This is a genomic window from Nonomuraea sp. NPDC049419 (assembly GCF_040676995.1).
GTDB lineage: Bacteria > Actinomycetota > Actinomycetes > Streptosporangiales > Streptosporangiaceae > Nonomuraea > Nonomuraea salmonea.
The window spans coordinates 193,587-218,487 of the sequence record NZ_JBFAQB010000014.1 but is presented as its reverse complement, the minus strand read 5'-3'; the positions used below and the strand labels follow the sequence as shown (position 1 = coordinate 218,487).

Below are 24,901 nucleotides of genomic sequence, written 5' to 3'. Positions count from 1 at the left end.
GCGGCAATTCTATAGCGGTCGCTATGCTATTTTTCTGTAGCGATCACTAAAGCAAGGAGACGTTCGCATGCCTGTAGCCGCTCACGCCCTGGGAGACGTCCACTACCGCAAGGAGGGCAGCGGGCCCGGCCTGGTGCTGGTGCACGGCGCGTCCGGTGACGCGGAGACCAACTACGCCCACCTCGTGCCCGGCCTGTCCGACATCCGCACGGTCATCGCCCCCGACTACGCCGGCAGCGGCCGGACCTTCGACCACGGCGGCGACCTCACCCTCGACCTGCTCGCCGACCAGGTCGCCGCCACCTTCGAGGGGCCGTCGGACCTGGTCGGGTTCTCGCTGGGCGCGGCGGTCGCGGTCACCATCGCGGCCGAGCGGCCCGAGCTGGTCAGGCGGCTGGTGCTGGTCGCGGGCTGGACCCACCTCGCCGACTCCCGCCTTGAGCTGGGCCTGCGTACGTGGGCCAGGCTGTCGGAAACCGACCCGGAGAGCTACGCCGCGTACGGGCCGCTGCTGGCCTTCAGCCCCGGGTTCGTCAGCGAGATCGGCGTGGAGACCCTGATGGCGGGGGACCCGCCGCCCGGCGCCCTGCGCCAGATCGACCTGGGCCTGCGGGTGGACGTCAGGGACGCGCTGTCGAAGATCACCGCGCCGACCCTGGTCGTCGGGGCGGCCAAGGACTACCTGATCCCGGTCGAGCACTCCCGCGCGCTGCACGCGGCCATCCCGGGCAGTGCGTACGCCGAACTCGACAGCGGCCACGTGGTCCTCCACGAGCGCCCGGAGGAGGTCACCCGGCTGATCAGGAATTTCGTCACCAATGAGACCAACGGGTGATTCATCCCAGTTACCCTCGCCAACCATGCAGACCTCACGACTCGCCATCGCCGGGACCGCCGCGCTCAGCGCGCTGGTCCTGGTGGCACCCCCCGCGCAGGCCACGACGACCAGCTCTCCGGCGTCTCGTACGACATTGACGTCGCCAAGCCGGTCGGCCGGCGCGTCGCGAACCTGACCTACGACGGCGCGCCGGTGCCGGACGACAAGGAGTTCGTGGTCGCGATCAACAACTACCGCCAGTCGGGCGGCGGCGGCTTCCCGCACGTCACCGGGGCCGAGGTGGTCTACAACGCGCAGGTGGAGATCAGGCAGGCGCTCATCGAGTACGCCACCGCTCAGGGCACCATCGACCCGGCCGACTTCGCCGCCTCCAACTGGAAGCTGACCAGGGACGGCCGGCCGCTGTTCTAGAGGTAGGAGGGCCCGCTGACCCGATGCCGGAACGTCCACCACACCCATGCCTGCGCCGCCACCAGGAACGGCAGCAGGGTGAGGACGATCGGCACCAGCAGCGGCCCCGACGTGCCGGGCTCCAGCGGCAGCCGGAGCCCGGCCAGCACCCCCACGATCAGCAGCGCGGCGGACGTCAGCGCGTACGTGCCCGCCTCGCCGGCCCCGCCCGAGGTCACGGCCGCCCGCGCCCGCAGCTCGCCGCGCAGCCGCAGCGCCGCGAACGTCAGCCCGTGCGCGCAGAACAGCGCGGCGACCACCAGCGCGGGCAGCAGCGCGACCGGCCCCTCGATGCCGAGCAGCACCCCGGACAGGATCACGCCGAGGCTGATCGCCAGCCCCCAGCTGCCTGCCACGACGGCGCCGTCCCAGAACGCCTGCCAGCGCGCCCCCGGCACCCGCCCGCGCAGCCACAGCCCCATGTCGCGCACCACCCACGCGAGCAGCAGCGTCACCACCATCCAGAAGTTGCCGTGCAGCAGCTCGCCCTCCAGCCGGGGGAACAGCCCGGCCAGCACCCCGGCCGTGGCCACCAGCCACACCTCGTTGCCGAGGAAGAACGGAGCGATCGCGGCGATCACCTCGCGCCGCTCGCCCGGCGTCCTGCCCAGGTAGGGCAGCGCCATGCCGACCCCGATGTCGGCCCCGGCCAGCACGAGGTAGCCGAGCGCGAAGAAGGCCAGTACGAAGATCTCCATGTGCGGGGGGCTCCTAGAACGAGGGGACGGGGACGGGCGCCTCGACCGGCCGGTCGCCCAGCGCCACCGCGCCGGGGCCGCGACGGGCGTGCCTGGCCAGCAGCCAGGTGTTGACCGCGATCAGCACCGCGAAGACCGTGGCGAAGGCGAGCACGGAGAACGCCGCCTGTGCCCTCGTGACCGGCGACATGGCCTCCGACGTGCGCAGCAGCCCGTACACGACCCACGGCTGGCGGCCCATCTCGCGGAAGACCCAGCCGCCCAGCATGGCCACGAACGGCACCGGGATCATCAGCGTCAGCACCCAGTGCCACAACCGGAACCGGTAGACGGCCGGCTGGACGAGCATGAGCAGGAAGCTCGGGCCCATCACCACCATCATCAGCAGCCACAGCAGGATCATCACCAGGCCGCCCGCCCGCACCCAGCCGACGTCCGGCAAGTAGTCGCCGGGCCCGAGCCTGGCGACCAGCTCCGCCTGGAGTGAGGCCAGCCGGTCCGCGTCGGCCGACCAGGCGGCGGACTTGGCGGGCTGCAGGGTCTGGAACGAGATCCCGCCGATGACGGCGTTGAGGAAGGTCGCGGGCAGCGCGACGCCGATGCCGATGCGCAGCGACTTGCGGAACAGCTCCCACTCGGGGGTGCGGCGGCGCAGATGGTAGGCGCTCACCCCCGCCATGAAGAACCCGCCGACGATCAGCCCGCCCACCAGCACGTGCCAGAACGCCGCCTGCGCCGCCGGGTTGGCCACCATCGCGCCGAAGTCGGTCAGCCGCAGCCGCCCGCCCTCCACCACGTGGCCCACCGGGTTCTGCAGGAAACCGTTGGCGACGAGGATCCAGAACGCCGACGCGTACGCGGTGAGCGTCACCACCCAGATGAGCGCCAGGTGCGCCCACCGGTTCAGCTTGTTCCAGCCGAAGATCCACAGGCCCAGGAACGTGGACTCGACGAAGAACGCCACCAGCGTCTCGATCGCCAGAGCCGAGCCGAACACGTCACCCGCGTAGGTCGTCAGCCCGCTCCACGACAGCCCGAGCTGGAACTCCATCACCAGGCCGGTGACGATGCCCATCGCGTAGTTGATGATGTAGAGCTGCCCCCAGAACCGGGTCATCCGCAGGTGGACGTCCTTGCCCGAGATCGTCGCCGTGGTCTGCACGACCGCGAGCAGGGTCGCGAGGCCGAGCGTCAGCGCGACGAACAGGAAGTGCGCGCCCGCGGTGAGCGCGAACTGCAGGCGGGCGAGGTCGACGGTGTCCATGCCGTCGAGCCTCCGCCCGCGGCTTCGCTCGCCGCATCCGTCCACGGCGGGCAGCCGGCGTACCTCCTGGGATGACAGGCGGCCGCCGGCGTACGCCTCAGGGAGTAAGCCAGCCCGGGGTGATCATGCCGGCCTCGTACGCGATGACCACGAGCTGCGCCCTGTCGCGCACGCCGAGCTTGGTCAGGATGCGGCTGACGTGCGTCTTCGCCGTGGCGGGGCTGACCACGAGCCGGGCCGCGATCTCGTCGTTGGACAGGCCGCCCGCCACCAGCGTCATCACCTCGCGCTCCCGATCGGTGAGCGCGTTGAGCTCGGGGCCCGGGTCGGGGCGCTTGACCCGGCCGGCGAACTCGGCGATGAGCCGCCGGGTGATCGACGGCGCGATGAGGGCGTCGCCTCGCGCCACGACCCGGACGGCGTGGATCAGCTCGGCCGGCTCGGTGTCCTTCACCAGGAAGCCGCTCGCGCCCGCGCGCAGCGCCCCGTAGACGTAGTCGTCCAGGTCGAACGTGGTCAGGATGATCACTTTGACGTCGCCGAGCGCCTGGTCGCCGGCGATGCGGCGGGTTGCCTCCAGGCCGTCGAGCTCGGGCATGCGGATGTCCATGAGCACCACGTCGGGCCGGTGCTCGCGGGCTCCGTCGATCGCCTGGGCGCCGGTGGCGGCCTCGGCCACCACCTCGATGTCGTCCTCGTCGCTGAGTATGGACCGGAACCCCGCGCGTACCAGGGTCTGGTCGTCGGCGAGCAGTACGCGGATCATCGAGCCTCATTCGTGAGCGGGGTGGATCATGGGGTGAGGGGGAGGCGGGCGGTGACGCGGAAGCCGCCCTCTGGGCGGGGGCCCGCCTCCAGCGTGCCGCCGACGGCGGTGGCGCGTTCGCGCATGCCCTGGATGCCGTAGCCGGTGCCGTCCTCGTAGGGGGTGCCCGGGCCCTCATCTTCCACGCAGATGATGATATTTCCGGACTTGTTGGTGACGGTGAGGGTCGCCTGGTCGGCGCCCGCGTGGCGGGAGACGTTCGTCAGCGCCTCCCTGACGATGCGGGCGGCGGCCAGGTCGACCTCGGTGGGCAGCGCGTCAAGCGGGCCCGACGTCTCCGTACGGACCCGCAGCCCCGACGCCTTGACCAGCTCGTCCAGCCGCGCGAGCCCGGCGGCCGGCCCGGTCGGCGCGTCCTCGTCCACCTGCCGCAGCACGCCCAGCGTGGTGCGCAGCTCGCGCAGCGTCTCCTTGCTGGCGTCCTTGATCGTGCGCAGCGCCGTCTCGGCGTCCTCTGGCCGCTTCTTCAGCCCGTGCAGCGCCGCCGCGGCCTGCACGTTGATCATGGAGATGTTGTGGCCGATCACGTCGTGCAGCTCGCGCGCGATGCGCAGCCGCTCCTCGCCGGCCCGCCGCCTGGCCTCCTCCTCTTTCGTGCGCAGCGCGTCGAGCGCGAGTTGCCTGGCCGCTTCGAGGTACGCACGGCGGTTACGGGTGACGCCGCCGAACGCGATGGCGGCCACCACCCACCCGGCGATCATGATGAACATGCTGTCGTCCACGTGCCGGACGCCCCCGCTCTCGCCGTAGCCCATGGCCAGCAGCGCGGCCGCGCCCGTCGCCACGGCGGCGGCCAGGTGACCCCGGTCGGCGGCGGTGTAGAGGGCTACGAAGATCACCACGATGAGCGGCCCGTCGAGCTTCGCGTACGGGTAGTAGGCGACGGTCGAGGCCGCCGCCACGATCACCGCCGCGACCGGGTGCCGCCGCCGCGCCAGCAGCGCGCCGCAGGCGGCCAGCGGCAGCACGACGTCGAGCGCGTTGAGCTCGACGGGACGGCGGGTGACGTAGGTGAAGACGAGGCCCGCCAGCACGGCGGCGCAGATCGCGAGCGACACGATCGTGCCGGTGGAGAGCCTCGACATGGCTCCCATTCTGGACGTTGCCCGCGCTGCCCGGTAATCGGGCGGGTACTGCTGGGTAGAGCCCGTGCATGAGCACCAAGGACGAACTCCAGCAGATCGAAGCGGACCTGGCCCGGCTGCGCGCCGAGAACCAGGAGATCCGCGACCAGATCAGGGACATCGGCGCGACCGACCAGGTCGAGATCGGGGCGATGATCAGCCAGGCGGACGAGCAGGTCGAGCTGATCGCCGACCTCGAACGCCGCCGCGACGGGCTGCTGCAGAAGCTGGAGTCAGAAGGAGGCGGCAAGGAGGGCACCCGCTGACCGGCCGCCCTCCTGGGAGGTCAGCCGACGGCCGCGGCAGGGGGACGGCGTAGGGCGGCGCCCACCTCGTGCAGATGGGACAGCGCCTGCCCGTACGACTCGAACAGGCCGGTCTCCAGGTAGCTGACACCGATCTCGGCGCAGTACCGCTCGACGATGGGCTGCGCCTTGCGCAGGTTGGGCGCCGGCATGTTGGGGAACAGGTGGTGCTCGATCTGGTAGTTGAGCTGGCCGAGCGCGATGTCGGTGAACCAGCCGCCGCGCACGTTCCGCGAGGTGAGCACCTGCTTGCGGAGGAAGTCCAGCTTGTCGTCCTTGGTGAGGACGGGCATGCCCTTGTGGTTCGGTGCGAACGTACTGCCGAGGTAGACCCCGAACAGGCCCTGGTGCACGATCAGGAACAGCACCGCCTTGCCGGGCGAGAGCACGGCGAAGACCGCGCCGAGATAGATCACGGCGTGTACGACCAGCAGGATCAGCTCCAGCTTGCGGCGCTTGGCGGCGGGGTTCAGCAGCGCCTTGAAGCTGGCGACGTGCAGGTGCCAGGCTTCGAGCGTGAGCAGCGGAAAGAACCAATAAGCCTGATACTTCGCGATAAATCTGGGCAAGCCGGAGCTGCGCGCCACCTGATCCTCCGACCAGACGATCACCGCGGGGGAGACGTCGGGGTCGTGGTCCTCGTGGTTGGGGTTGGCGTGGTGGCGGTTGTGCTTGGTGGTCCACCACCCCCAGCCCAGGCCGATGCCGAGATTGCCGATGATCAGGCCGGCGACGTCGCTCGGCCGCCGCGTCCTGAAGACCTGGCGATGGCCGAGGTCATGGGCGAGGAAGCCGAGCTGCCCGAAGACCACCGCCAGTACGGCGGCCAACAGCAGCTGAAGCCAGGAGTCGCCGAGCCAGGCGAACAACGCCCAGCAACCGGCGTACACGACGGCGGCGATGGTCATCCGCACGGCATAGTAAACAGGGCGCCGGTTCAGCAGGCCGGCGTCGGTGATGCGATGGGCTAGTCGGGCGAAATCACTGCCTCGGGTGTCGATCGTGCCGGGACTGGCCACAGGTCTCCTTACTTCGCGGTGCAAGTTGCCCTAACCATCGCGCATCCATCGCCAAACCGGAAGGACGCCGCGTGCTGTCACGCCCGGCCCAGGCTCGGCAGCCGGATGACAGAGATCTGGCAGCGGACACCGGCATCGTCACCGGCATGACCAGCGTACTCATCGTCGGCTCAGGGCCGACCGGACTGACCCTCGCCATCGAGCTCGCCCGCAGGGGCGTGCCCGACCCGGATCGAACCCTCCACGCCCGCCACAGTAAAGGCTCAGGGGCAGCGGACGACCATCCCCGCGTACGACAGGTTGCCCCCGAACCCGAACAGCAGCATCGGCGCCCCAGCGGCCACCTTCCCCTCCTCCAGCAGCTTCGACAGGGCGAGCGGCACGCTGGCGGCCGAGGTGTTGCCCGACTCCACGACGTCCCTGGCCACGATGGCGTTGACGGCCCCGATGCGGGCGGCGACGGGCTCGATGATGCGCAGGTTCGCCTGGTGCAGGACGACGGCGGCCAGCTCGTCGGGACGCACGCCGCCCCGCTCGCACGCCTGCCTGGCGATCTCGGGCAGCCGCGTGGTGGCCCACCGGTAGACGGTCTGCCCGTCCTGGGAGAAGCGGGAGGGAACGCCGTCGATGCGGACGGCGGTGCCCAGCTCGGGCGCCGACCCCCAGACGACGGGCCCGATCTCCGGCGTCTCGGCCGCGGCGACGACGGCCGCACCGGCCCCGTCGCCGGTCAGGACGCAGGTGGTGCGGTCGGTCCAGTCGGTCACGGACGTCATCATGTCGGCCCCGACGACCAGGGCGCGGGTGGCGGCGCCGGCCCTGATGGCGTGGTCGGCCTGGGCGAGCGCGTGCGTGAAGCCGGAGCAGGAGGCGCCGACGTCGATGAGCGCCCCGCCCCGTACGCCGAGCCGCGCCGCCACCCGCGCGGCCACGTTGGGCGCCCGCTCGGTCTGGGTGCAGGTGGCGACCAGCACCAGGTCGATCTCGGACGCGTCCATGCCGCTGGCGGCCAGCGCCTTGGCGGCGGCGCCGGCGGCGAGGTCGGTCACCGTCTCACCCTCGGCGGCGACGTGGCGGGTGCGGATGCCGACCCGCTTGGTGATCCACTCGTCGCTGGTGTCGACCATGGCGGCCAGGTCGTCGTTGGTCAGTATCTTCGTGGGCTGGTAGTGGCCGGTGGCGACGAGTCGTGATCCAGTCATGCCGGGGACTATAGCAACCGAACGTTCGGACGCTAATCTAGGTGAGGGAGGTACGGGTGAGTCCACGCAAGTCGGTCGCCGAGGCCATGGGGACGCGGGCGGCGATCCTGGATCGGTCGGTGGCCGTGGCGTCCAAGGAGGGGTTGGAAGGGCTGACCATCGGGCGGCTGGCGGCCGAGCTGGGCATGAGCAAGTCAGGCGTGCTCGGGCACTTCGGCTCCAAGGAGGCGTTGCAGCTCGCGGCCCTGGGCCGGGCGGGGGAGGTCTTCCGCGCCGAGGTCTGGGAGCCCGTCGTCGCCGTCGCTCCGGGGCTGCCCCGGCTGCGGGCGCTCTGCGAGGCGTGGGTGTCCTACCTCGAACGCCAGGTCTTCCCCGGCGGGTGCTTCTTCGTGGCGGCGGCGCACGAGTTCGACGGCCGGCCGGGGGCCGTGCGGGACGCGGTGGAGTCGCTCTTCGACGCCTGGCGGGCGCGGCTGCTCAAGGAGATCGGCCGGGCCGTGGCCGCCGGCGAGCTGCCTCAGAGCACGGATCAGGCCGGGCTGGCGTTCGAGCTGACGGGCCTGGCCATGGCCCTGAACCACGCGATCCAGCTGCACCGCGACCCCGAGGCCGCCGCCTGCGCCCGCCGCGCCTTCGCCGCCCGCCTCGGCGGGCCGGAGACGGCGGGCGGCGGGCCGGAGACGGCGGGCGGCTAAGGCGACGATCACCCCTGAACGGAAGGCGGCCATGCCGACGCGGCCCCCAGCGGTGCGGGCGCGGTGGTGGGGCTGGTCAGGCGGTGGCGAGGCGGTCGAAGAGGGCGAGGGCCGCTTCGCGGACCTCGGCCGGCGTCACGCCGTCCAGGGTCTTTCTCGCGTCGTCGATGTCGCGGGTGGTGGCCAGGGTGATGGCCACGGACGTGGCGGCGGCGCGGTCGATCGATCCCGTCGGGGCGGCGTCGGCCATTTCCTGGGCGCTCGCGGCGAGGTCGAGGTTGTCTCTCAACGGATCTCCTCGGGTGAAGACGGTTCGGCCCATTGCATCACTTGAGGTCGTGCTGCATCCACCATTCGGTGAATTCCCGGCACCGCCCGTCGGGTCCGAATCGGATCACCCATAGATTGCTGTACGTTTTGTCCGGATATGTCGTAACTCCCTGGATGATGCTCACATCGTCCGTCACACAAACCGGATGCCATTGAAAGTCTGCCTCGCCAGGCTTGTCCTGCCGGCCCAGCCACTGCGAGATGATCTCGTCGCGCCCCTGCCAGGGCCTGCTGAAAGGCTCGGGGTAGTAGACCGCGCTCTCGGTGAACAGCGCGGCGATGTCATCGGGGTCGTTGGAGTTCCAGGCTCGGACATACCCCTCGATCCAGGGACGCGGCTCGATCACGGAGTCATCCTCTCAAGGGGTCGTGGCCCACGGACATCAGCTCCCGCCGTGAGTCGTCGTCCGTACGGTCGCCCTTGGTCTCGACGATCTCGACGACCCGGCGCATGACGTCGAGGTCGGCCCCGGTGAGGTCGCCCTTGCGCTTGCTCATGACGTGCAGCACCCCCCGGCCCAGCTCGTCGATGCCCAGATCGGGGTCGGCCGGGAAGCTCTCCTCGCCGGAGGCCTCGGCGAGCAGGTAGGCGCGCAGCTCCTCGGAGTTCATGTTGACGGTCCGGTGGAACTCTTCCCACAGCATGTCGGTGTCGAAAGCCTCAGTCATACTCGCCCGCCTACCCGGTCGGCCCCGACCTACGCGCGCCCTTGACCGTGCGCGGAAGGTTACGATTCGCTCCCTTTCAGATCACGTTCGGGTACAGAGGTACTCAGAACGTCTCTTCCTCACTCGGTCGGTTCGGAGCCGTCTCCGCGCGGGGGACGCGGGGGCGGCTCCCCTGAGACTCGCCGCGGAGGAGGGGACGGCACGTGCCGCGGGCCAGGGAGAGGCGGTCTGCCAGCCGCCCCGCCCGCCGCTCGCGGCACGTGCCGCGCAGGGACGTCTCAGGCGACGGGGCCGGTGCTGCCACGCGGGGTGAGGCTGGCGGCGCGGTCTTCGTACGGGGGCACGCTCTCGCCCGCGATGAGAGCCAGCAGGCGCTGCGCCGCGTGCGCGCCGTAGGCCGGGATGTCGCGGGTGAGAGCGGTCAGCGGCGGGCGTACGACCTGGGCGAGCGGCGAGTCGTCCCACGCCACGATGGACAGGTCGCGCGGCACCTCCACCCGCATCTCCTGCGCGACCGACAGCCCGGCGACGGCCATGATGTCGTTGTCGTAGACGATGGCGGTGGGCCGGTCGGGGGAGCTGAGCAGCCGCCTGGTGGCCCGCGCGCCCTCCTCGCCGGTGTAGTCGGTGTGCACGATGACGTGCTCGGCCACGCCCTCGCACGCCTGCACGAACGCCTGGTCGCGGACCGCGGTGTGCACCAGCGCGGGCAGCCCGGCGACCCGGGCGATGCGGCGGTGGCCGAGCGCCACGAGGTAGCCGACGGTCTCGCGCACGGCCTCGCCGTCGTCGGACCAGATGGCCGACAGCGAGCCCGACTCCGACGGGTGCCCGATGACCACGACCGGCATGCCGAGCCGCTCGAGGTCGGCCACCCGGGAGTCGGCGTAGTGCAGGTCCACGAGGAACACGCCGTCGATGCGGCTCTCGCCCCACCAGGTGCGATAGACCTCGCTCTCCTGCTGGTGGCTGGTGACCACCTGGAGCAGCAGGCCGTAGGAGCGGTCGGCGAGCACGCCCTCGATGCCGCTGATCAGCTCCATGAAGAACGGCTCGACACCGAGGATGCGGGCAGGCCGGCAGAGCGCGAGCCCGACGCAGTTGGCCCTGGCGCCGTTGAGCGCGCGGGCGGCGCTGTTGGGCCGCCAGCCGATCTCCTCGGCGATGGCGACGATCCGTGCCCGCGTCGCCTCCGACACCCCTGGCTGGCCGTTGAGCGCGTAGGAGACCGCTACTTTGGAGACCCCCGCGCGGCTGGCGATGTCGGCGATCGTGGGACGTTTCACGGACTGATATTAACCGCTTAAGCGGCGTGCCAGGGCTTCGCGTCCTGCGTCTCCTTGGCGTCGCCGGCCACCCGCAAGGCGTACGTCGGCCGCTCGGCCCCCTCGACGGGCCCGAGGTAGGCGTGCCCGGTCATGTGACACCACGCCGGCAGGTCGACCGGCGCGGCCGGATCGGTGGCGATCAGGTGGATCACCGCGCCGGGCCCGGCCTCGCGCACATGGCCGCGCAACTCGATGAGCAACTGCACGCACAGCTTGTCGCCGCCGTCCACCACGAGATCAGGCATGCGTATAGGAAACCACCCTGCGGCCCGCGGACGCACACCACCCTCAGGAGATGCCGGGCGGCGCGGTGGAGTCGCGGATGACGAGCTGGCAGGGGAGGGTGTGGACGCCGGGCGTCGCCTTGCCGTCGATGGCCGCGAACAGGTGCTGGGCGGCCGTCCTGCCGAGCACTTCGAGGTTCATGTCGACGGTGGTCAGGGCGGGCCTGGTCTCGGTGGAGAGCACCTCCCAGTTGTCGTAACCGACCACCGCGATGTCGTCGGGAATGCGCCGTCCCCGCTCCCTGGCGCCCTCGACGAACCCGGCGGCGATCTGGTCGCTGCCGCAGAACACCGCGTCGATCTCCGGCTCGGCCATCAGCAGCATCTCGGCCGCGTGCCGCCCCCACCGCTGCGACCACACGCCGGACAGGGTCTGCCCGGCCTGCTCGACGCCGGCCTCGGCGAGCGCCCTGCGCACGCCCTCCTCGCGGTCGCGGGCCGCCTTGTAGTGGGTGGGCCCGGTGATGTGCGCGATGCGGCGCCGGCCGAGCGCGAGCAGGTGCTGCACGGCCATGGCGGCGGCGCCCACGTCGTCGGGCACGAACGAGACGTCGTCGGGGTCATCGGACGGGCCGTAGGCGTAGACGACGGGGACCGGCAGGTCCTTGCTGATCGACGGCCGCGGGTTGGTGCTCTCGCCCACCACGATGAGCCCGTCGACCCGCCGCGACAGCAGCGCGCGTACGTGGTGCTGCTCCCTGATGGCGTCGCCGCGCGCGTCGCACAGCAGCACCGCCATCTCCCCGGCCCCGAACGCGTCCTCCGCGCCGAGCAGCACCGGGATGCCGAACCGGCCGACGCTGTCGGAGGTGAGCAGGCCCACCGTGCGCGTCTGCCCGGACAGCAGCCCCCTGGCCAGGGCGTTCGGCTGGAAGGAGAGCTCCGCCGCGGCGGCCAGCACGCGTTCGCGCGTGGCCGCACGCACGTCCTGGCGCCCGTTGAGCGCCTTGGAGGCCGTGGCGATGGACACCCCCGCCAGCGAGGCCACATCGTTGATGGTCGCCCGCTTACCCGCCATACGTCGAAACCCTTTTCGGTCTATGGGAACTGCTTAGCACCTTAGCACCCATTGACACGGCCTCATGTTTCTTCTACGTTTCCGAAAACCTTTAAGTCCAGGAGCACATCATGAGACGAAGGCTGGCAGGGATTTCCCTCTTCTCGGTGTTAGCGCTCACAGCCGCAGCCTGCGGCACCAGCGGCGGCGGCGACGGCGGGCAGCCCGCTGACGGCCCCGTGACGATCACGATGTGGACCCGCGCGGCCACGCAGACCCAGACGGAACGCCTGGTCCAGGCCTACAACAGCAGCCACAAGAACCAGGTCGAGCTGACCGTCATCCCCACCGACAACTACCAGCCCCGCATCGCCGCCGCGGCCGGGGCCAAGCAGCTGCCCGACGTGTTCGCGGCCGACGTCATCTTCGTCCCGAACTACACCTCCCAGGGCCTGTTCATGGACCTGACCGACCGCATCGCGAAGCTGCCGTACAAGGACAAGCTGGCGCCCTCGCACATGAAGCTCGGCACGCTGGACGGCCGGCAGTACACGCTTCCGCACACGCTCGACCTGTCGGTCTGGTTCTGGAACAAGGACCTGTACGACAAGGCCGGGCTCGACCCCGAGCAGGGCCCGAAGACGCTCAAGGAGCTGGCCGAGCACGCCACCACCATCCAGGACAAGCTCGGCAAGGACGGCAAGGTCCACGGCACGTTCTTCGGCGGCAACTGCGGCGGCTGCTACGTCTTCACCTTCTGGCCCTCGGTCTGGGCGGCCGGCGGCCAGGTCATGAACGACGACGGCACGACGTCCCTCAACGATCAGCCGGCGATGACCGAGGTCTTCAGGATCTGGCGCGAGCTGTACGAGAAGAAGGCCACGGGACCGACCGCCAAGGAGGAGCAGGGCCCGACCTGGACCGGCTTCTTCCCCAAGGGCGAGATCGGCGTCATGCCGATGCCCTCGACCACGCTCGGCCTGATGCCGGAAGACATGAAGATCGGCGTCACCCCGATCGCCGGGCCCGACGGCGGCGAGTCCACCTTCGTCGGCGGCGACTCGGTCGGCATCGCGGCGACCACCGAGCACGCGGACGCGGCCTGGGAGTTCCTGTCCTGGACGGTGTCCGACGAGGCGCAGGTCGAGGTCATGGCCAAGAACAAGGACGTGGTCGCGCGCACCGACCTGGCCGACAACAAGTACTCGGCCGAGGACCCGCGCGTGGTGCTCATCAACTCGCTGGTGGCCAAGGGCCGGACGCCGTACGCGCCGCGCTTCGGCCAGACCTTCAACGACCCGCAGGGCCCTTGGCTGCGGCTGGCCCGCGAGGCGGTGTTCGGTGACGCCTCGAAGGTGCCCCAGCTGAACGCCGAGATCACGAAGTCGCTGCAGCAATGACGCTGACCGCCGGCAGATCCGGGCGGCGGGCGGCGCACTCCGCGCCCTCCGCCCGGTGGCGCAGCAGCAGAAAGGTGCAGGGCTGGCTGTACGCCGCCCCGACGGCGGTCATCGTCGGCGTGCTGTTCGTGGCGCCGCTGGTGCTGGTCGTCTGGATGTCGCTCAACCGCTGGCCGCTGCTCGGCCCGGCGGCGTTCAACGCGCCGGACAACTACACGAAGATCGCCGACAACCCGCTGTTCGTGGACGCGGTGCTCTTCACGCTGAAGTACACGGCGATCACGACCGTGCTGCTGTCGCTGGTGGCGCTCGGCCTCGCGCTGCTGGTGCAGGAGCGCAGGCCGGGCATCGCGTTCTTCAGGACGGCGTTCTTCCTGCCGGGAGCGGTCGGCTTCGCCGCGGCGGGCCTGCTGTTCTACGGCATGCTGAACAACGACTTCGGCCCCATCGACCCGATGCTCCAGGCGATCGGCGTCACCGACGAGCCGGTCAAGTGGATCGGCACGCCGAACATGGCGCTGTTCTCCACGATCACGCTGGTGCTCTGGCGCTTCGCCGGCTTCAACATGCTGATCCTGCTGACCGGCCTGCAGGCCATCCCTACCGAGGTGTACGAGGCCGCGCGCAGCGACGGAGCGGGCCGCTGGCAGATCCTCACCAGGATCACGCTGCCGCTGCTGCGTCCCACGCTGGCGCTGATGCTCATCCTCAGCGTCACAGGATCGCTGCTGGCCTTCGACCAGTTCTTCGTCTTCACCAACGGCGGCCCTGACAACAGCACGGTCTCCATGGTGATGGTCATCTACCGGGACGCGTTCTTCCGCTTCGACCTCGGCGGCGCGGCGGCCCTGTCGGTCGTGCTGCTGCTGGCCCTCGTCGGCCTGAACGCGCTGATGATGAGGAGGCTCAGGTGAGTCGCTACCTCACGCTGTCCGCGCTGGCGGTGCTCTTCCTGTTCCCGCTGGTGTGGAGCGGTTACGCCTCGCTGGAGGAGCCGTCCAACTACCTGGAGATGGCGAGCTTCGGCGAGGGGCTCGACACGTACGCCGCCAACAGCGTCCTGGTGTCGGCCATGACGGTGGGCGGCACGCTGCTGGTGTCGGCGCTTGGCGGCTACGGCTTCGCCCGCTTCGACTTCCCCGGCAAGAACCTGCTGTTCCTCGCCACGCTGGCGATCCTCATGGTGCCGTACGCGACGATCCTCATCCCGCTGTACGTGCTGCTCGGCTACCTCGGCCTGCAGAACTCGCTGGTGGGCCTGTCGCTGGTGTTCGTGATGTTCCAGCTCCCGTTCGCGCTGTTCATGATGCGCAACGCGTTCGAGGCGCTGCCGCGCGAGCTGGAGGAGGCCGCGCTGGTCGACGGGTGCGGCACGTTCCGTGCGTTCGCCAGGATCCTGCTGCACGCGGTGCGGCCCGCGCTGGTCACGGTGGGCCTGTTCGCCTTCCTGGCCTCGTGGAACGACTTCTTCGCGCCGCTCATCCTGCTCAACGACGGCTCGTCGTTCACGCTGCCGGTGGCCGTGGTGAGCATGACGCAGCACACGTTCGGCGCCATCGACTACGGCATGCTCCAGGCCGGCGTCATGGTGATGGCGATCCCCTGTCTCATTCTCTTCGTCGTTCTGCAGCGCCACTACGTGCGCGGATTCATGTCAGGAGCTCTGCGTGGTTGATCCTGTCCTGCCCTCATCGGGCGCCCTGTCCCCGCTCGGCCTCGACGCGGTACGCCTCCTTCCCGGCTTCTGGGGCGACCGCGTGGCGCTCAACCGCGAGGTCACGATCGCCCACTGCCTGGAATGGGAGGAACGCGAGGGCTGGATCGGCAACTTCCGCGGCGAGCGGCCGCGCAGGGGCCGGGAGTTCAGCGACTCGGAGATCTACAAGCTGCTGGAGGCGATGGCCTGGGCCGACCATCCCGGCCTGCCCGCGCTGGCCGAGACCGTCGCGCAGGCCCAGGAGGGCGACGGCTATCTCAACACCCGCTGGTCGGGCAGCCGCTACACCGACTTCGAGTGGGGCCACGAGCTGTACTGCTACGGCCACCTCATCCAGGCGGGCGTGGCCAGGCTGCGGACGTACGGGGAGGACCTGCTCACCGAGGTGGCCGTCAAGGCGGCCGACCACGTGTGCCGCCGCTTCATGGACGGCACCGAGACCTGCGGTCATCCGGTGATCGAGATGGCGCTGGTCGAGCTGTACCGCGCCACCGGCACCGGCCGCTACCTGGAGATGGCCCGCCGCTTCGTCGAGCGGCGCGGCCTGCCCGCGCTGGCCGACATCCCGTTCGGGCGCGGCTACTACCAGGACGACGTGCCGGTCAGGCAGGCGCAGGTGTTCCGCGGGCACGTCGTCCGCGCGCTCTACCTGGCCTCCGGCGTCGTGGACGTGGCGGTCGAGACCGGGGACCAGGAGCTGCTGAAGACGGTCGAGGCTCAGTGGGAGCGCACGGTGGCCCGGCGTACCCACCTGACCGGCGGCATGGGCTCGAGGCATGCCGACGAGTCGTACGGGGAGGACTGGGAGCTGCCGCCGGACCGCGCGTACAACGAGACGTGCGGCGGCATCGCCTCCATCATGCTGGCGCACCGGCTGCTGCTGGCCACCGGCGACGTGCGCTACGCCGAGCTGGCCGAGCGCACGATGTACAACCTGCTGGCCACCGGCGTCGCGCTCGACGGCCGCTCGTTCTTCTACGTCAACCCGCTGCACGTCCGGGTGCCCGCGACGCCGCTCGACGGGGTCAACCACGCGGCGGAGGGCGGGCTGCGCTCGCCCTGGTTCGACGTCTCGTGCTGCCCGAACAACATCGCCCGCACGCTCGCCTCGCTCCCCGCGTACGTGGCGGCGGGCTCCCGCGACGGCGTCGTCATCCACCACCTCACCCCGGCCGAGATCCGGCACGGCGGGCTCGCGCTGCGCGTCGAGACCGGCTACCCGTGGACCGGCTCGGTCACCGTCCGGGTGCTGGAGGACGGCGCGGGCCGCATCGCCGTCCGGGTGCCCGCGTGGGCGGCGGACGCGACGCTGGCCAGGGTGCCGGCGTCGGCGCCCGACGCGCCGCTGCGGGAGGAGCCGCGGGTGCGGCCGGTCGAGCCCGGCTACGTCGCCGCGGAAGGGCCCTGGCGGGCCGGCGACGAACTGCGGCTTGAGCTGCCGGTGCGGCCGCGCTGGACGTTCCCCGACCGGCGCATCGACGCGCTGCGGGGCAGCGCGGCGGTCGAGCGGGGGCCGCTGGTCTACTGCGCGGAGTCGGTGGCCGACGAGCCGCCGCTCGGCGACCTGACCGCGCACGTCGAGCCGCCCGTCGAGCACGAGGGCGACGGCGTGGTGGAGCTGGAGGTGGGGGCCGCGCTCGGCTCAGGGGCGAACGGTGGCTGGCCGTACGGGGCTCCGTCCGCGACCGGCGGGGGCGGCGACGTCCGGCTGCGGCTCGTCCCCTATCACCGGTGGGGCAACCGGGGTCCCGCCACCATGCGTGTCTGGCTACCGATCTCAGGAGATGCACGTGCGTAAACAGCTGGTGTGCCTGGCCGTGTCAGCGCTCACCGCCGGGCTCGGCGTCGCACCCTCCCACGCGGCGCAGGACGACCTCGGGATGCCGGTCTTCACCGGCGCCGATCCGGTGCCCGCCGAGCCGGTGGGCTACCACCCGCGCCGGATGATGGAGCGGATCTACAACAAGGAGAAGGGCGGCGACTCCTACTGGATCGACCGCATGCTCGCCCGGCCGGGTGACGACCCGGCGGGCACGTGGCTGATGTCACGCGGGCGGGCGCTGTTCATGAAGGAGCACGACCCGCGCAAGATCGGCTTCGGCGGGTACGTCGCGTACTGGGAGAGCATCGACAACCGCGACGCGTACGTCATCGACCTCGGCACCGGCCTGACCGAGACCGTCGCGGACCGTCTCCAGATGCCGAGCCACTGGACCGGCCGCTACACCGGCGACGGGCTGGCCGTCGGGGTCAAGAAGTTCATCACCCACGAGAACGTCGCCGTCACCACCCTGGAGATCACCAACACCGGCACGACGGCCCGCGAGGTGCCCGTCACCGTCACCTCCCCGTACGCCAAGACCGCCGACGGCGACCGCGAGCTGACCGGCGCGGTGTGGGCCAAGAACCGGCTCACCACGATCTTCCCCCGGCTCAGCGGCGACGGGCTCAAGGCGGCCGGCGGCGCGCTCAAAGGCACGGTCACCGTCAAGCCGGGCAGGACCGTGCGGACCAAGGTGCAGATGGGCTTCGTCACCGACGAGCTGCCGGGGTCGCGCAAGGAGTACGGGGCGTACAAGGGGCGCTCGCCCGAGCAGGCGCTGCGCCGCCAGCTCCAGGACTACAACGCCTGGTGGGCCGAGAACCTGCCCTACATCGACGTGCCGGACGAGAACATCAAGAAGTTCGTCTACTACCGCTGGTGGCTGATGCGCTTCAACTTCCTCGACGCCGACATCCCCGGGAACGACTTCCAGTTCCCCACCTCGGTCGAGGGCGCGCTCGGTTACAACAACGCGATCGTGCTGACCGTGCCCATGTTCGTGCAGGACCTGAAGTATCTGCGCGACCCGGTCTACTCCTACGGGCCGTGGGTGTCGGCGGGCGAGGTGTCGCGCAACTCCAAGTACACCGACAACCCCGGCGACCCCGAGAACTGGTCCAACAGCTACACCCAGTACATCTCGGCGGCGGCGCTGGAGAGCTACCAGCTGCACGGCGGGCAGCCGGCGATCCTGCGCAACCTCGCGAGGTACGCGGAGAAGGACGTCGCGGGGCAGCTGGAGGCGTACGACTCCAACGGCAACGGCGTCATCGAGTACGACTGGGAGGCGATGACCGGCAACGACGCCGACGCGGTGTCGTTCCACTACTACGACCGGGCCAACGAGCGTCTTGAGGGCGCGTACGTCTACGCCAACGCGATGGCGGCGGCGCAGGCGTACGAGCTGGCCGGGGACGCGGCGAAGGCGGCCGAGCTGCGCGGCGTCGCGGACAAGGTGCGCGACGGGATCCTCACGCTGCTCTGGGACGACGACGAGAAGCTGTTCAAGCACCGCGACCTGCAGACCGGCAACCTGATCCCGTGGAAGGAGTCCAACAACTACATCCCGTACGCGACGGGCCTCGTCCCCACCGACGACCCGAAATATCGGGAGGCGCTGCGGTTGTGGGCCGATCCGGCGGAATATCCGATCTTCCCGGCGTACACCGCCAACCAGAAGGACAAGGCGGAGGCCGCGGCGCAGGGCAAGCCGGGCTCCAACAACTTCTCGCAGATCAACTCCACCCGGAACTTCGCGCTGTTCGGCAAGGCGCTGCGCGAGTACGCGAGCCCGTACATCACGGCCGAGCAGTACAAGCAGCTCCTCTACTGGAACGCCTGGTCACAGTACGTCGGCGGCGACACCCGCTATCCCGACGCCAACGAGTTCTGGGCGAACTGGAACCCCAAGACCAAGACCATCGACTACCGCTCCTGGATCCACCACACGATCCTCGGCAGCAGCAACTGGACCGTCATCGAGGACGTGATGGGCCTGCGCCCGCGCTCCGACGGCAAGGTCGAGCTGTGGCCGGTGGACATCGGCTGGGACCACTTCACCGTCAACGGCATCGACTACCGGGGCAGCGACCTCACCATCGTCTGGGACAAACCGGGCGACGGCGCCCGCCACTACGCCGGCGTGCCGGAGGGCTACTCGATCCTCATCGACGGCAAGCGCAAGGTCACGCTGTCCGGCCTCGCGCACGCCGTCTGGGACCCCAAGACCGGCGAGGTCGAGGGCGGCGACGTGCTGCACGCGGAGAAGGCGCCTGCCATGAAGGCGCCCACGCAGGTGGAGCTGCGCGGCGATCGCGTGGCGGACCTGTTCCAGAAGGCCGGGGTGGACCTGCGCTCGGCCCGGCCCAACCTGGTCGAGACCGCCACGGCCGAGCACGGCGACCCGGCGGGGGCCGTGGACGGATTCACGATCAACGAGCCGTACTGGGCGAGCCAGGCCGGGCCCGACCACCTTGAGGTGGACCTGGGCAAGGCGCAGAAGGTCGACCAGGTCAGGCTGTACTTCGTCAACGACCGCAGGACCAGGACCGAGCCCGCTCACTACACCGTGCAGTACCAGGACGGCGACGCCTGGAAAGAGGTGCCCCGGCAGGTCAGGACCCCCGCCTACCCCCAGGCCAACCTCAACGAGGTGCGCTTCCCCGCCGTCACCGCCCGCAAGCTGCGCGTCCAGGTCACGCCGCAACCCGGGCACAGCGCCGGGATCAAGGAGGTGCAGGCGTACCGCAGCGGCGAGCCCGCAGGACGGGCCGCCAATCAGCCGCCCTCGGTGACGCTCGTGACCGACCCCGGCTTCGGCCGTCCCGGTCAGGTCAGGATCGAGGCCGTGGTCAAGGACGACGGGCTGCCCTCCGGCACGCTCACCACCCAGTGGACCAAGGCGGACGGGCCGGGCGACGCGTTCTTCACCGACCCGACCGGCACGACCACGGTCGTCGCGTTCTCGGAGCCGGGGACGTACACGCTGCGCCTGACCGCCTCCGACGGCGCGAAGAGCACCGCGAAGACGGTCACCGTCACCGCCTCCGCCCAGGCCGAGCAGGCGAACGCGGCGCCCAGGGCCACGCCCACCGCCTCCTACACCTCGCCGTGGGAGAGCGTCGCCGCGATCAACGACGGCATAGACCCGCCGCGCTCCAACGACGGCGCCAACCCGCGCTGGGGCACCTGGCCGCAGCAGGGCACGCAGTGGGTGCAGCTCGAATGGCCCGAGCCCGTCCGGGTGAACAAGGCCGACGTGTACTTCTTCGACGACGGCGGCGGCGTGCGCGTCCCCGCCTCGTGGAAGATCCAGCAATGGGACGGCGACTCCTTCGAGGATGTCACCGGCGCCGCCTCCTATCCGGCGGCCGCCGACGCCTACAACACCGTCGCCTTCGACACCGTCACCACCTCGCGGCTGCGCGTCCAGCTCGCATCCGGCGGCGCGTCCGTCGGGCTGCTGGAGGTCAGGGTGTACGAGGTGCCGCCGGACGCGGTGCGGCCCGTCCACGTCCCCACCCTCGCGGGGACGCTGCCCGAGCTGCCCGCCACCGTCGAGACCGTCTACGCCGACGGGGCGCGCGGCAGGGCCGCCGTCACCTGGCAGCAGGTGACGCCCGAGCAGGTCGCTGACGGCGGCACCAGCTTCACCGTCGCCGGGCTGGCCGAAGGCGTGCGCGAGCCCGCCCAGGCCACCGTGTACGTGCGCGCCACCGGCGCGGTCACCATCACCTCTATCGCCGACGAGGCCGTCACCACCTCCGCCGGGGTGGCGCCGGTGCTGCCCAGGACGGTCATGGCGACGTACAACGACGGGTCTCGGGACAGCTCGGTGGCCGTCACCTGGGAGGCCGTCGATCCCGCCCGGTACGCCGAGCCGGGCACGTTCACCGTGACCGGTCAGGTGGCCGGGACGACGCTCCCCGCGAAGGCCACCGTGACCGTCCGCTAACGCCTATATTGTCCTGGCCCCGCGCGTTCGGCCGGGGCCAGGACAGCGGCCGCCGGGACCCCCGTCGGCCGGCGCGAGGCGTGCCGGCCGGCCGGACACGGGCGGTCCGGGGAGGCGGGCGAGCACGATGGCCGAACGTCCCGGCGGTGAGATCGTGGAGGGGCGGCGGCTCACCGGCGGGGTGGTGTTCGCGGCCGTCCTGGCGGTGGCGTCGCCGCTGCTCGGCCTGCTCGCCATCCTCGTCTACCTCGGGCTGCCACCCGAGTGGACGCCGCCCGAGATGGCGAGCCCGCAGACCGCCGTCATCTTCACCTTCCCCGCCGTCGGCGCGTTCCTGCTCCACCACCGGCCCCAGCTCAACATGGCCTGGCTCATGGTCATCGGCGGCGCGTCCGCCGGCATCAGCGACCTGTCCAGGATGCTGATGTTCCGGGTCGCCGCCGACGGCGAGCTGCTGATGGCCGGCTGGTTACGGGGCCCCGCCCAGCTCGGCTGGGCGATCTGCGGCCTGACGCTGACCATGGTGCTGCCGCTCTACTCGCCCGACGGCCGCCTGCCGTCCAGGCGCTGGCGGCCGGTCCTGTGGCTGGGCGCCGCCGCGCTCGGGACCGCCACCGTGCGGGTCCTGGTCAGGGTGACGCCGCCGCGCGAGGGCTACCCGTACCCCGAGGTCATCCCCAACCCGACGCAGGTGCCCGCGCTGGCGTCGTACCTGGACGTGGTGGACGTCGCGACCTGGGTCGGCATCTACACCGCGATGGCGCTGGCGTGGCTGTCGATGGCGGTGCGCATGCGGCGGGCCGGGCCCGAGGTGCGGCGGCAGATCGGCTGGCCCATGTTCGCCTTCGCCGGGTACATCGTCTTCCTCGTCGGGGCCGCCATCTGGCCCGCACTGATCTGGCCGGCGGTCGCGTGGGCGGCGGCCATCCCGTTCGCGGTGGCGTTCTCCGTCATGCGGTACCGCCTTTACGGCATCGACACCGTGATCAGCCGGGCGTTCGTGGCGGCCGGGGTGGTGGCCGTGGTCAGCGCCGTCTACTTCGGCGCGGGTGCGCTGTCCGGGCTGCTCGTCTCCGGCTACCACCAGGTCGCCGGGGTGGCCGCCGCGTTGTTCGCCGGCGTCTTCTTCCACCCGCTGCGGCGGGCGCTCCAGCGGGCCGTGGACCGGCTCCTGTACGGCTCCGTCGGCGACCCCGCCGTGCTGGCCGCCCGGCTCACCCAGGCCGTCCGGCGCGGCGACCCGGCCGAGGCGCTGACCTCGGTGGTGAGCGTGCTGCGCGACGGGCTCGCGGTCGAGGGCGTCGCCGTCGAGGTGACCGACGGGCAGCCGCACTACGTCGAGAGCGGCCGGGTCGGGCCGTCGCCGCGCGAGGTGCCGCTGGTCTGGCACGGCGCCAGGGTCGGGCGGCTGCTCGTCGGACCGCCAGGGCCGCGCCGCTTTCCCGCCGCGCACAACGACCGCGTGCTGGGCACGCTCACGCCGTACGCCGCCGACGTCGCCCACGCCGTACGCATGGCCGCCGACCTGCAGCGCTCCCGCGAGCGCATCCTGACCGCGCGCGAGGAGGAGCGCCGCAGGCTGCGCCGCGACCTGCACGACGGGCTCGGCCAGAGCCTGTCGGCCATGGCGATGACCGTGAACATGGCCCGCCTCACGCTCAAATCCTCTCCCGAGGCGGCGGGCGAGCTGCTGCGGGAGCTGCACACCGGCATGGGCGCCGTCACCCAGGACGTGAAAGAACTGGTGTACGGCCTGCGCCCGCCCGCCCTCGACGACCTCGGCCTGGCCGGCGCCCTCCACGGCCTCGCCGGCGGCCCCCAGCCCGAGGCGGTGGAGGGCGCCGGCCGCGACAGCGTCGCCGGTTCGTCCCCTGAGGTCACGGTGGAGATCGAAGGCGACCTGGACGACCTGCCCGCCGCCGTCGAGGTGGCCGTCTACCGCATCGTGCAGGAGTCCCTGACGAACATCCGCCGCCACGCCGGGGCTTCCACGGCGTGCATTCGCGTCCAGCGCGAGGAAGGCCGCCTGCGCGTCCTGATCACCGACGACGGCAAGGGCCTCCCGGACACGCCCCGCGCCGGCGTCGGTCTGGGCTCGATGCGCGAGCGCGCGGCCGAACTGGGCGGCGTCTGCGTCGTGACGGGCGAGCCGGGCGCCGGCACCCGCGTGGAAGTCACCCTCCCGCTGCTCGCCGCCTCGCCCGACCCAAGAACCCGCTCCGTTTCCTGATCCGGTCGGGGAGCCCGCCCTTCCCTGCGTCCTGGGAAGGGCGGGGCCCTCCTTTCACCGGTCAGGAGGCGGTGCAGGTGTAGCCGGAGACGGTGGCGGTGTTGCCGCTGGGGCGGGTGACCTGGAAGCCGAAGCTGGTGGAGCCGCCGGCGCTCAGGGTGCCGTTGTAGGCGGCGTTCCTGGCCGTCACGGTCTGGCCGCTCACCGAGACCGAGGCGTTCCACGAGCCGGCCAGGGTGTGGCCGGCGGGCAGGGTGAAGGTGACGGTCCAGCCGGTGATGCCGGACGTGCCGCCGTTGGTGACGGTGACCGGCTGCACCACGTACCCGCCGCTCCATTGGGTCTGGACGGTGCCGGCGGCCGTGCAGCCGCCGTCGCCGCCGCCCGAGGTGGTGGTGAAGGTGGCGGCCGGCGAGTTGCCCGACTGGTTGCCCGCGCCGTCGCGGGCGCGGACGTACACCTGGTACTGCGTCGAGGGGCTCAGCCCGGTGAGCGTGATGGAGGTGGTGACGCTCTGCCCGAGCAGGGTGTCGTTGCTGCCCTGCTCCCGGTAGACGTCATAACCGGCCAGCCCGGAGCCGCCCGCGTCGGTGGAGGCGGTCCAGGTGAGGGTCGCGCCGCTGGAGGTGACGCCGGACGCGGATGGGGTGCCGGGCGTCGTGGGGGCGGTGGTGTCGGTGCCGCCGCCGCCGAAGTACGTCGCCTCGCGCGAGGTCTGCCCGATGCCGTTCGCGCCGTTGAAGATGCGCTCCCCCCAGGAGGTCAGGCCGGCCGGGTCGAAGTTGTTCACCATGTCGAGATACTCGACCCCGCCGCCGTTGCCGCTCCACGACCAGCCGATGTAGCCGATGCCCCGCGCCTGGGCCTGCGCCATGATCGTGTCCTCGTCGGGGTTGCCGTCGCTGTGGTTGTGCCCGAACTCGCCGATGACCAGCGGCAGCCCGGCGGTCCGGAAGGCGTCCAGGTATGCGGTGATCTCGGCGGCGGTGTCATAGACGCCGTACATGTGGACGGAGAAGACCGTGTTGTCCTGCGGGTCGGCGTCGGCCACCCGCTGCGCGTTGTCCCGCATGACGAACTGCCAGTCCTGGCCCCAGTTGGGCGCGTCCACCATCAGCAGGTGCTGGAAGCCCAGGCTGCGCATCCGGGTGATGGCGTCGATGGTGGCGGAGGTCCAGGACGAGGGGTTGTTGTTGCCGATCGGCTCGTTGCCGATGTTGACGACGATGAAGTCCTCGGTGCCGGTGAGCGCGCTCTTGACGCTGTTCCAGTAGTCGACGGCCTGGTCCAGCGTGTACGCGCCGCTCTGCTCGCCGTAGCCGGTGGTGTCGTGGTTTTCGAGCACGCATATTAACCGGTTCTGCCGACACAGCGAGACGATATTGGCGACGTCGGAGGCGCCGTTGGCGGGCCACCGGCCGCCGCTCAGCACCACCCGTACGGTGTTGGCGCGCAGCGCCTTGATGTGCGCGAAGGCGCCCGTCTGGCTCGTGTACCAGGTGTGGGCGTGGCTGACGCCGCGCATGACGAACGCGTTCCCGTTGGCCTCGACGATCCTGGTGCCGCTGACCCGGAGCCCGACGGCGGCGTGCGCCGGAGCGGCGGGGAGGATCAGCATCGTGAGGAGGAGCGACAGGAGCGCCGCCACGGCGGCCCCGAGTCGTGTGCTCATGGAGGGGTGCCCTTCTCTGTTAACCGGTTAGGTCGGCGGGCACACATGGTCCGCGCAAATCACGCCGATGTACAGG

Annotated in this window: 23 protein-coding genes and 1 pseudogene; 11 read left to right on the top strand and 13 right to left on the bottom strand. The window is 71.0% G+C overall.

The annotated features are described in order from the left end of the window. The first annotated feature begins 67 nt into the window (after positions 1-67). Together AB0K12_RS33330 and AB0K12_RS33325 are read left to right on the top strand one after the other, a co-directional pair. Positions 68-835: an alpha/beta fold hydrolase gene (locus AB0K12_RS33330; RefSeq protein WP_364570195.1), complete on the top strand. Its 768-nt coding sequence runs from the start codon at positions 68-70 to the stop codon at positions 833-835. Between the two features lie 3 nt (positions 836-838). Continuing rightward, complete coding sequence (locus AB0K12_RS33325) at positions 839-1,249, top strand: 5'-nucleotidase C-terminal domain-containing protein (protein WP_364570281.1); 411 nt, start codon at positions 839-841, stop codon at positions 1,247-1,249. On the opposite strand, the gene AB0K12_RS33320 is transcribed toward AB0K12_RS33325, so the two are convergent. The 4 genes from AB0K12_RS33320 to AB0K12_RS33305 all read right to left on the bottom strand — a co-directional run bounded on the left by AB0K12_RS33320 (position 1,246) and on the right by AB0K12_RS33305 (position 5,161). After that, positions 1,246-1,986 (bottom strand): cytochrome d ubiquinol oxidase subunit II, encoded by a 741-nt coding sequence (locus AB0K12_RS33320; RefSeq protein WP_364570193.1) that lies wholly within the window; start codon positions 1,984-1,986, stop codon positions 1,246-1,248. The two genes, AB0K12_RS33325 and AB0K12_RS33320, sit on opposite strands and share 4 nt — an antisense overlap. Before the next feature lie 13 nt (positions 1,987-1,999). Beyond that, positions 2,000-3,250 carry a cytochrome ubiquinol oxidase subunit I gene (locus AB0K12_RS33315; protein ID WP_364570190.1) on the bottom strand — a complete coding sequence of 417 codons (1,251 nt, stop codon included), beginning with the start codon at positions 3,248-3,250 and terminating at the stop codon, positions 2,000-2,002. Positions 3,251-3,347: 97 nt separating this feature from the next. Then, positions 3,348-4,016: a response regulator transcription factor gene (locus tag AB0K12_RS33310; protein WP_364570187.1), complete on the bottom strand. Its 669-nt coding sequence runs from the start codon at positions 4,014-4,016 to the stop codon at positions 3,348-3,350. 26 nt (positions 4,017-4,042) lie between these two features. Then, positions 4,043-5,161, bottom strand: coding sequence for a sensor histidine kinase (locus AB0K12_RS33305; RefSeq protein WP_364570184.1), 1,119 nt, complete (start codon positions 5,159-5,161; stop codon positions 4,043-4,045). Positions 5,162-5,229: 68 nt separating this feature from the next. Here AB0K12_RS33305 and AB0K12_RS33300 point away from each other — a divergent pair, with 68 nt between their 5' ends. Then, entirely contained in the window at positions 5,230-5,466 is a 237-nt protein-coding gene (locus AB0K12_RS33300; protein ID WP_364570181.1) for a hypothetical protein, read from the top strand. Positions 5,467-5,486: 20 nt separating this feature from the next. Here the strand turns inward: AB0K12_RS33300 and AB0K12_RS33295 are convergent, their stop codons facing one another. Beyond that, a complete protein-coding gene (locus AB0K12_RS33295) occupies positions 5,487-6,413 on the bottom strand; it encodes an acyl-CoA desaturase (protein WP_364570178.1) in 927 nt (308 codons plus the stop codon). Between the two features lie 257 nt (positions 6,414-6,670). On the opposite strand from AB0K12_RS33295, the pseudogene AB0K12_RS33290 reads away from it, so the two are divergent. Next, a pseudogene (locus tag AB0K12_RS33290) lies at positions 6,671-6,736 on the top strand (FAD-dependent monooxygenase); the annotation flags it as partial. Positions 6,737-6,787: 51 nt separating this feature from the next. Here the strand turns inward: AB0K12_RS33290 and AB0K12_RS33285 are convergent. Then, positions 6,788-7,726, bottom strand: a complete 939-nt coding sequence (locus tag AB0K12_RS33285) for a beta-ketoacyl-ACP synthase III (RefSeq protein ID WP_364570175.1) — start codon at positions 7,724-7,726, stop codon at positions 6,788-6,790. A 56-nt stretch (positions 7,727-7,782) separates the two neighbouring features. Between AB0K12_RS33285 and AB0K12_RS33280 the strand changes: the two genes are divergently transcribed. Further along, positions 7,783-8,421, top strand: coding sequence for a TetR/AcrR family transcriptional regulator (locus AB0K12_RS33280; protein WP_364570172.1), 639 nt, complete (start codon positions 7,783-7,785; stop codon positions 8,419-8,421). Positions 8,422-8,497: 76 nt separating this feature from the next. Here AB0K12_RS33280 and AB0K12_RS33275 read toward each other — a convergent pair whose 3' ends face one another. From AB0K12_RS33275 to AB0K12_RS33250, 6 genes are all read right to left on the bottom strand, one after another. Further along, positions 8,498-8,710 (bottom strand): hypothetical protein, encoded by a 213-nt coding sequence (locus AB0K12_RS33275; RefSeq protein ID WP_345391009.1) that lies wholly within the window; start codon positions 8,708-8,710, stop codon positions 8,498-8,500. 37 nt (positions 8,711-8,747) lie between these two features. Then, on the bottom strand, positions 8,748-9,098 hold the full coding sequence (locus AB0K12_RS33270; protein ID WP_355415024.1) for a nuclear transport factor 2 family protein: 351 nt from the start codon (positions 9,096-9,098) through the stop codon (positions 8,748-8,750). 4 nt (positions 9,099-9,102) lie between these two features. After that, positions 9,103-9,420: a DUF3140 domain-containing protein gene (locus AB0K12_RS33265; RefSeq protein WP_364570167.1), complete on the bottom strand. Its 318-nt coding sequence runs from the start codon at positions 9,418-9,420 to the stop codon at positions 9,103-9,105. 278 nt (positions 9,421-9,698) lie between these two features. After that, positions 9,699-10,706 (bottom strand): LacI family DNA-binding transcriptional regulator, encoded by a 1,008-nt coding sequence (locus AB0K12_RS33260; RefSeq protein ID WP_364570163.1) that lies wholly within the window; start codon positions 10,704-10,706, stop codon positions 9,699-9,701. Between the two features lie 17 nt (positions 10,707-10,723). Next, on the bottom strand, positions 10,724-10,993 hold the full coding sequence (locus AB0K12_RS33255) for a sulfurtransferase TusA family protein (protein ID WP_364570160.1): 270 nt from the start codon (positions 10,991-10,993) through the stop codon (positions 10,724-10,726). A gap of 43 nt (positions 10,994-11,036) precedes the next feature. Further along, a complete protein-coding gene (locus AB0K12_RS33250; protein WP_364570157.1) occupies positions 11,037-12,050 on the bottom strand; it encodes a LacI family DNA-binding transcriptional regulator in 1,014 nt (337 codons plus the stop codon). A gap of 146 nt (positions 12,051-12,196) precedes the next feature. On the opposite strand from AB0K12_RS33250, the gene AB0K12_RS33245 reads away from it, so the two are divergent. The 6 genes from AB0K12_RS33245 to AB0K12_RS33220 all read left to right on the top strand — a co-directional run bounded on the left by AB0K12_RS33245 (position 12,197) and on the right by AB0K12_RS33220 (position 23,153). Beyond that, entirely contained in the window at positions 12,197-13,429 is a 1,233-nt protein-coding gene (locus AB0K12_RS33245) for a sugar ABC transporter substrate-binding protein (RefSeq protein WP_364570154.1), read from the top strand. Continuing rightward, positions 13,426-14,343 (top strand): sugar ABC transporter permease, encoded by a 918-nt coding sequence (locus AB0K12_RS33240; RefSeq protein ID WP_364570151.1) that lies wholly within the window; start codon positions 13,426-13,428, stop codon positions 14,341-14,343. The genes AB0K12_RS33245 and AB0K12_RS33240 overlap by 4 nt, the downstream gene beginning before the upstream one ends. Further along, positions 14,340-15,104, top strand: coding sequence for a carbohydrate ABC transporter permease (locus tag AB0K12_RS33235; RefSeq protein WP_364570148.1), 765 nt, complete (start codon positions 14,340-14,342; stop codon positions 15,102-15,104). The genes AB0K12_RS33240 and AB0K12_RS33235 overlap by 4 nt, the downstream gene beginning before the upstream one ends. Further along, positions 15,097-16,944, top strand: coding sequence for a beta-L-arabinofuranosidase domain-containing protein (locus tag AB0K12_RS33230; RefSeq protein WP_364570145.1), 1,848 nt, complete (start codon positions 15,097-15,099; stop codon positions 16,942-16,944). Before AB0K12_RS33235 ends, AB0K12_RS33230 begins: the two co-directional genes overlap by 8 nt. Continuing rightward, positions 16,937-20,923, top strand: a complete 3,987-nt coding sequence (locus AB0K12_RS33225; protein WP_364570142.1) for an Ig-like domain-containing protein — start codon at positions 16,937-16,939, stop codon at positions 20,921-20,923. The genes AB0K12_RS33230 and AB0K12_RS33225 overlap by 8 nt, the downstream gene beginning before the upstream one ends. A gap of 127 nt (positions 20,924-21,050) precedes the next feature. Then, positions 21,051-23,153, top strand: a complete 2,103-nt coding sequence (locus AB0K12_RS33220; RefSeq protein ID WP_364570140.1) for a sensor histidine kinase — start codon at positions 21,051-21,053, stop codon at positions 23,151-23,153. Positions 23,154-23,214: 61 nt separating this feature from the next. Here AB0K12_RS33220 and AB0K12_RS33215 read toward each other — a convergent pair whose 3' ends face one another. Next, complete coding sequence (locus tag AB0K12_RS33215) at positions 23,215-24,825, bottom strand: cellulase family glycosylhydrolase (RefSeq protein ID WP_364570137.1); 1,611 nt, start codon at positions 24,823-24,825, stop codon at positions 23,215-23,217. Positions 24,826-24,901 lie beyond the last annotated feature (76 nt).

What these genes read in the sequence shown, in the direction of transcription:
- AB0K12_RS33250 (WP_364570157.1), bottom strand. Translation starts at nt 12,050, where the DNA reads ATGGCGGGTAAGCGGGCGACCATCAACGATGTGGCCTCGCTGGCGGGG.
- AB0K12_RS33305 (WP_364570184.1), bottom strand. Translation starts at nt 5,161, where the DNA reads ATGTCGAGGCTCTCCACCGGCACGATCGTGTCGCTCGCGATCTGCGCC.
- AB0K12_RS33320 (WP_364570193.1), bottom strand. Translation starts at nt 1,986, where the DNA reads ATGGAGATCTTCGTACTGGCCTTCTTCGCGCTCGGCTACCTCGTGCTG.
- AB0K12_RS33240 (WP_364570151.1), top strand. Translation starts at nt 13,426, where the DNA reads ATGACGCTGACCGCCGGCAGATCCGGGCGGCGGGCGGCGCACTCCGCG.
- AB0K12_RS33310 (WP_364570187.1), bottom strand. Translation starts at nt 4,016, where the DNA reads ATGATCCGCGTACTGCTCGCCGACGACCAGACCCTGGTACGCGCGGGG.
- AB0K12_RS33215 (WP_364570137.1), bottom strand. Translation starts at nt 24,825, where the DNA reads ATGAGCACACGACTCGGGGCCGCCGTGGCGGCGCTCCTGTCGCTCCTC.
- AB0K12_RS33300 (WP_364570181.1), top strand. Translation starts at nt 5,230, where the DNA reads ATGAGCACCAAGGACGAACTCCAGCAGATCGAAGCGGACCTGGCCCGG.
- AB0K12_RS33315 (WP_364570190.1), bottom strand. Translation starts at nt 3,250, where the DNA reads ATGGACACCGTCGACCTCGCCCGCCTGCAGTTCGCGCTCACCGCGGGC.
- AB0K12_RS33285 (WP_364570175.1), bottom strand. Translation starts at nt 7,726, where the DNA reads ATGACTGGATCACGACTCGTCGCCACCGGCCACTACCAGCCCACGAAG.
- AB0K12_RS33295 (WP_364570178.1), bottom strand. Translation starts at nt 6,413, where the DNA reads ATGACCATCGCCGCCGTCGTGTACGCCGGTTGCTGGGCGTTGTTCGCC.
- AB0K12_RS33220 (WP_364570140.1), top strand. Translation starts at nt 21,051, where the DNA reads ATGGCCGAACGTCCCGGCGGTGAGATCGTGGAGGGGCGGCGGCTCACC.
- AB0K12_RS33265 (WP_364570167.1), bottom strand. Translation starts at nt 9,420, where the DNA reads ATGACTGAGGCTTTCGACACCGACATGCTGTGGGAAGAGTTCCACCGG.
- AB0K12_RS33255 (WP_364570160.1), bottom strand. Translation starts at nt 10,993, where the DNA reads ATGCCTGATCTCGTGGTGGACGGCGGCGACAAGCTGTGCGTGCAGTTG.
- AB0K12_RS33330 (WP_364570195.1), top strand. Translation starts at nt 68, where the DNA reads ATGCCTGTAGCCGCTCACGCCCTGGGAGACGTCCACTACCGCAAGGAG.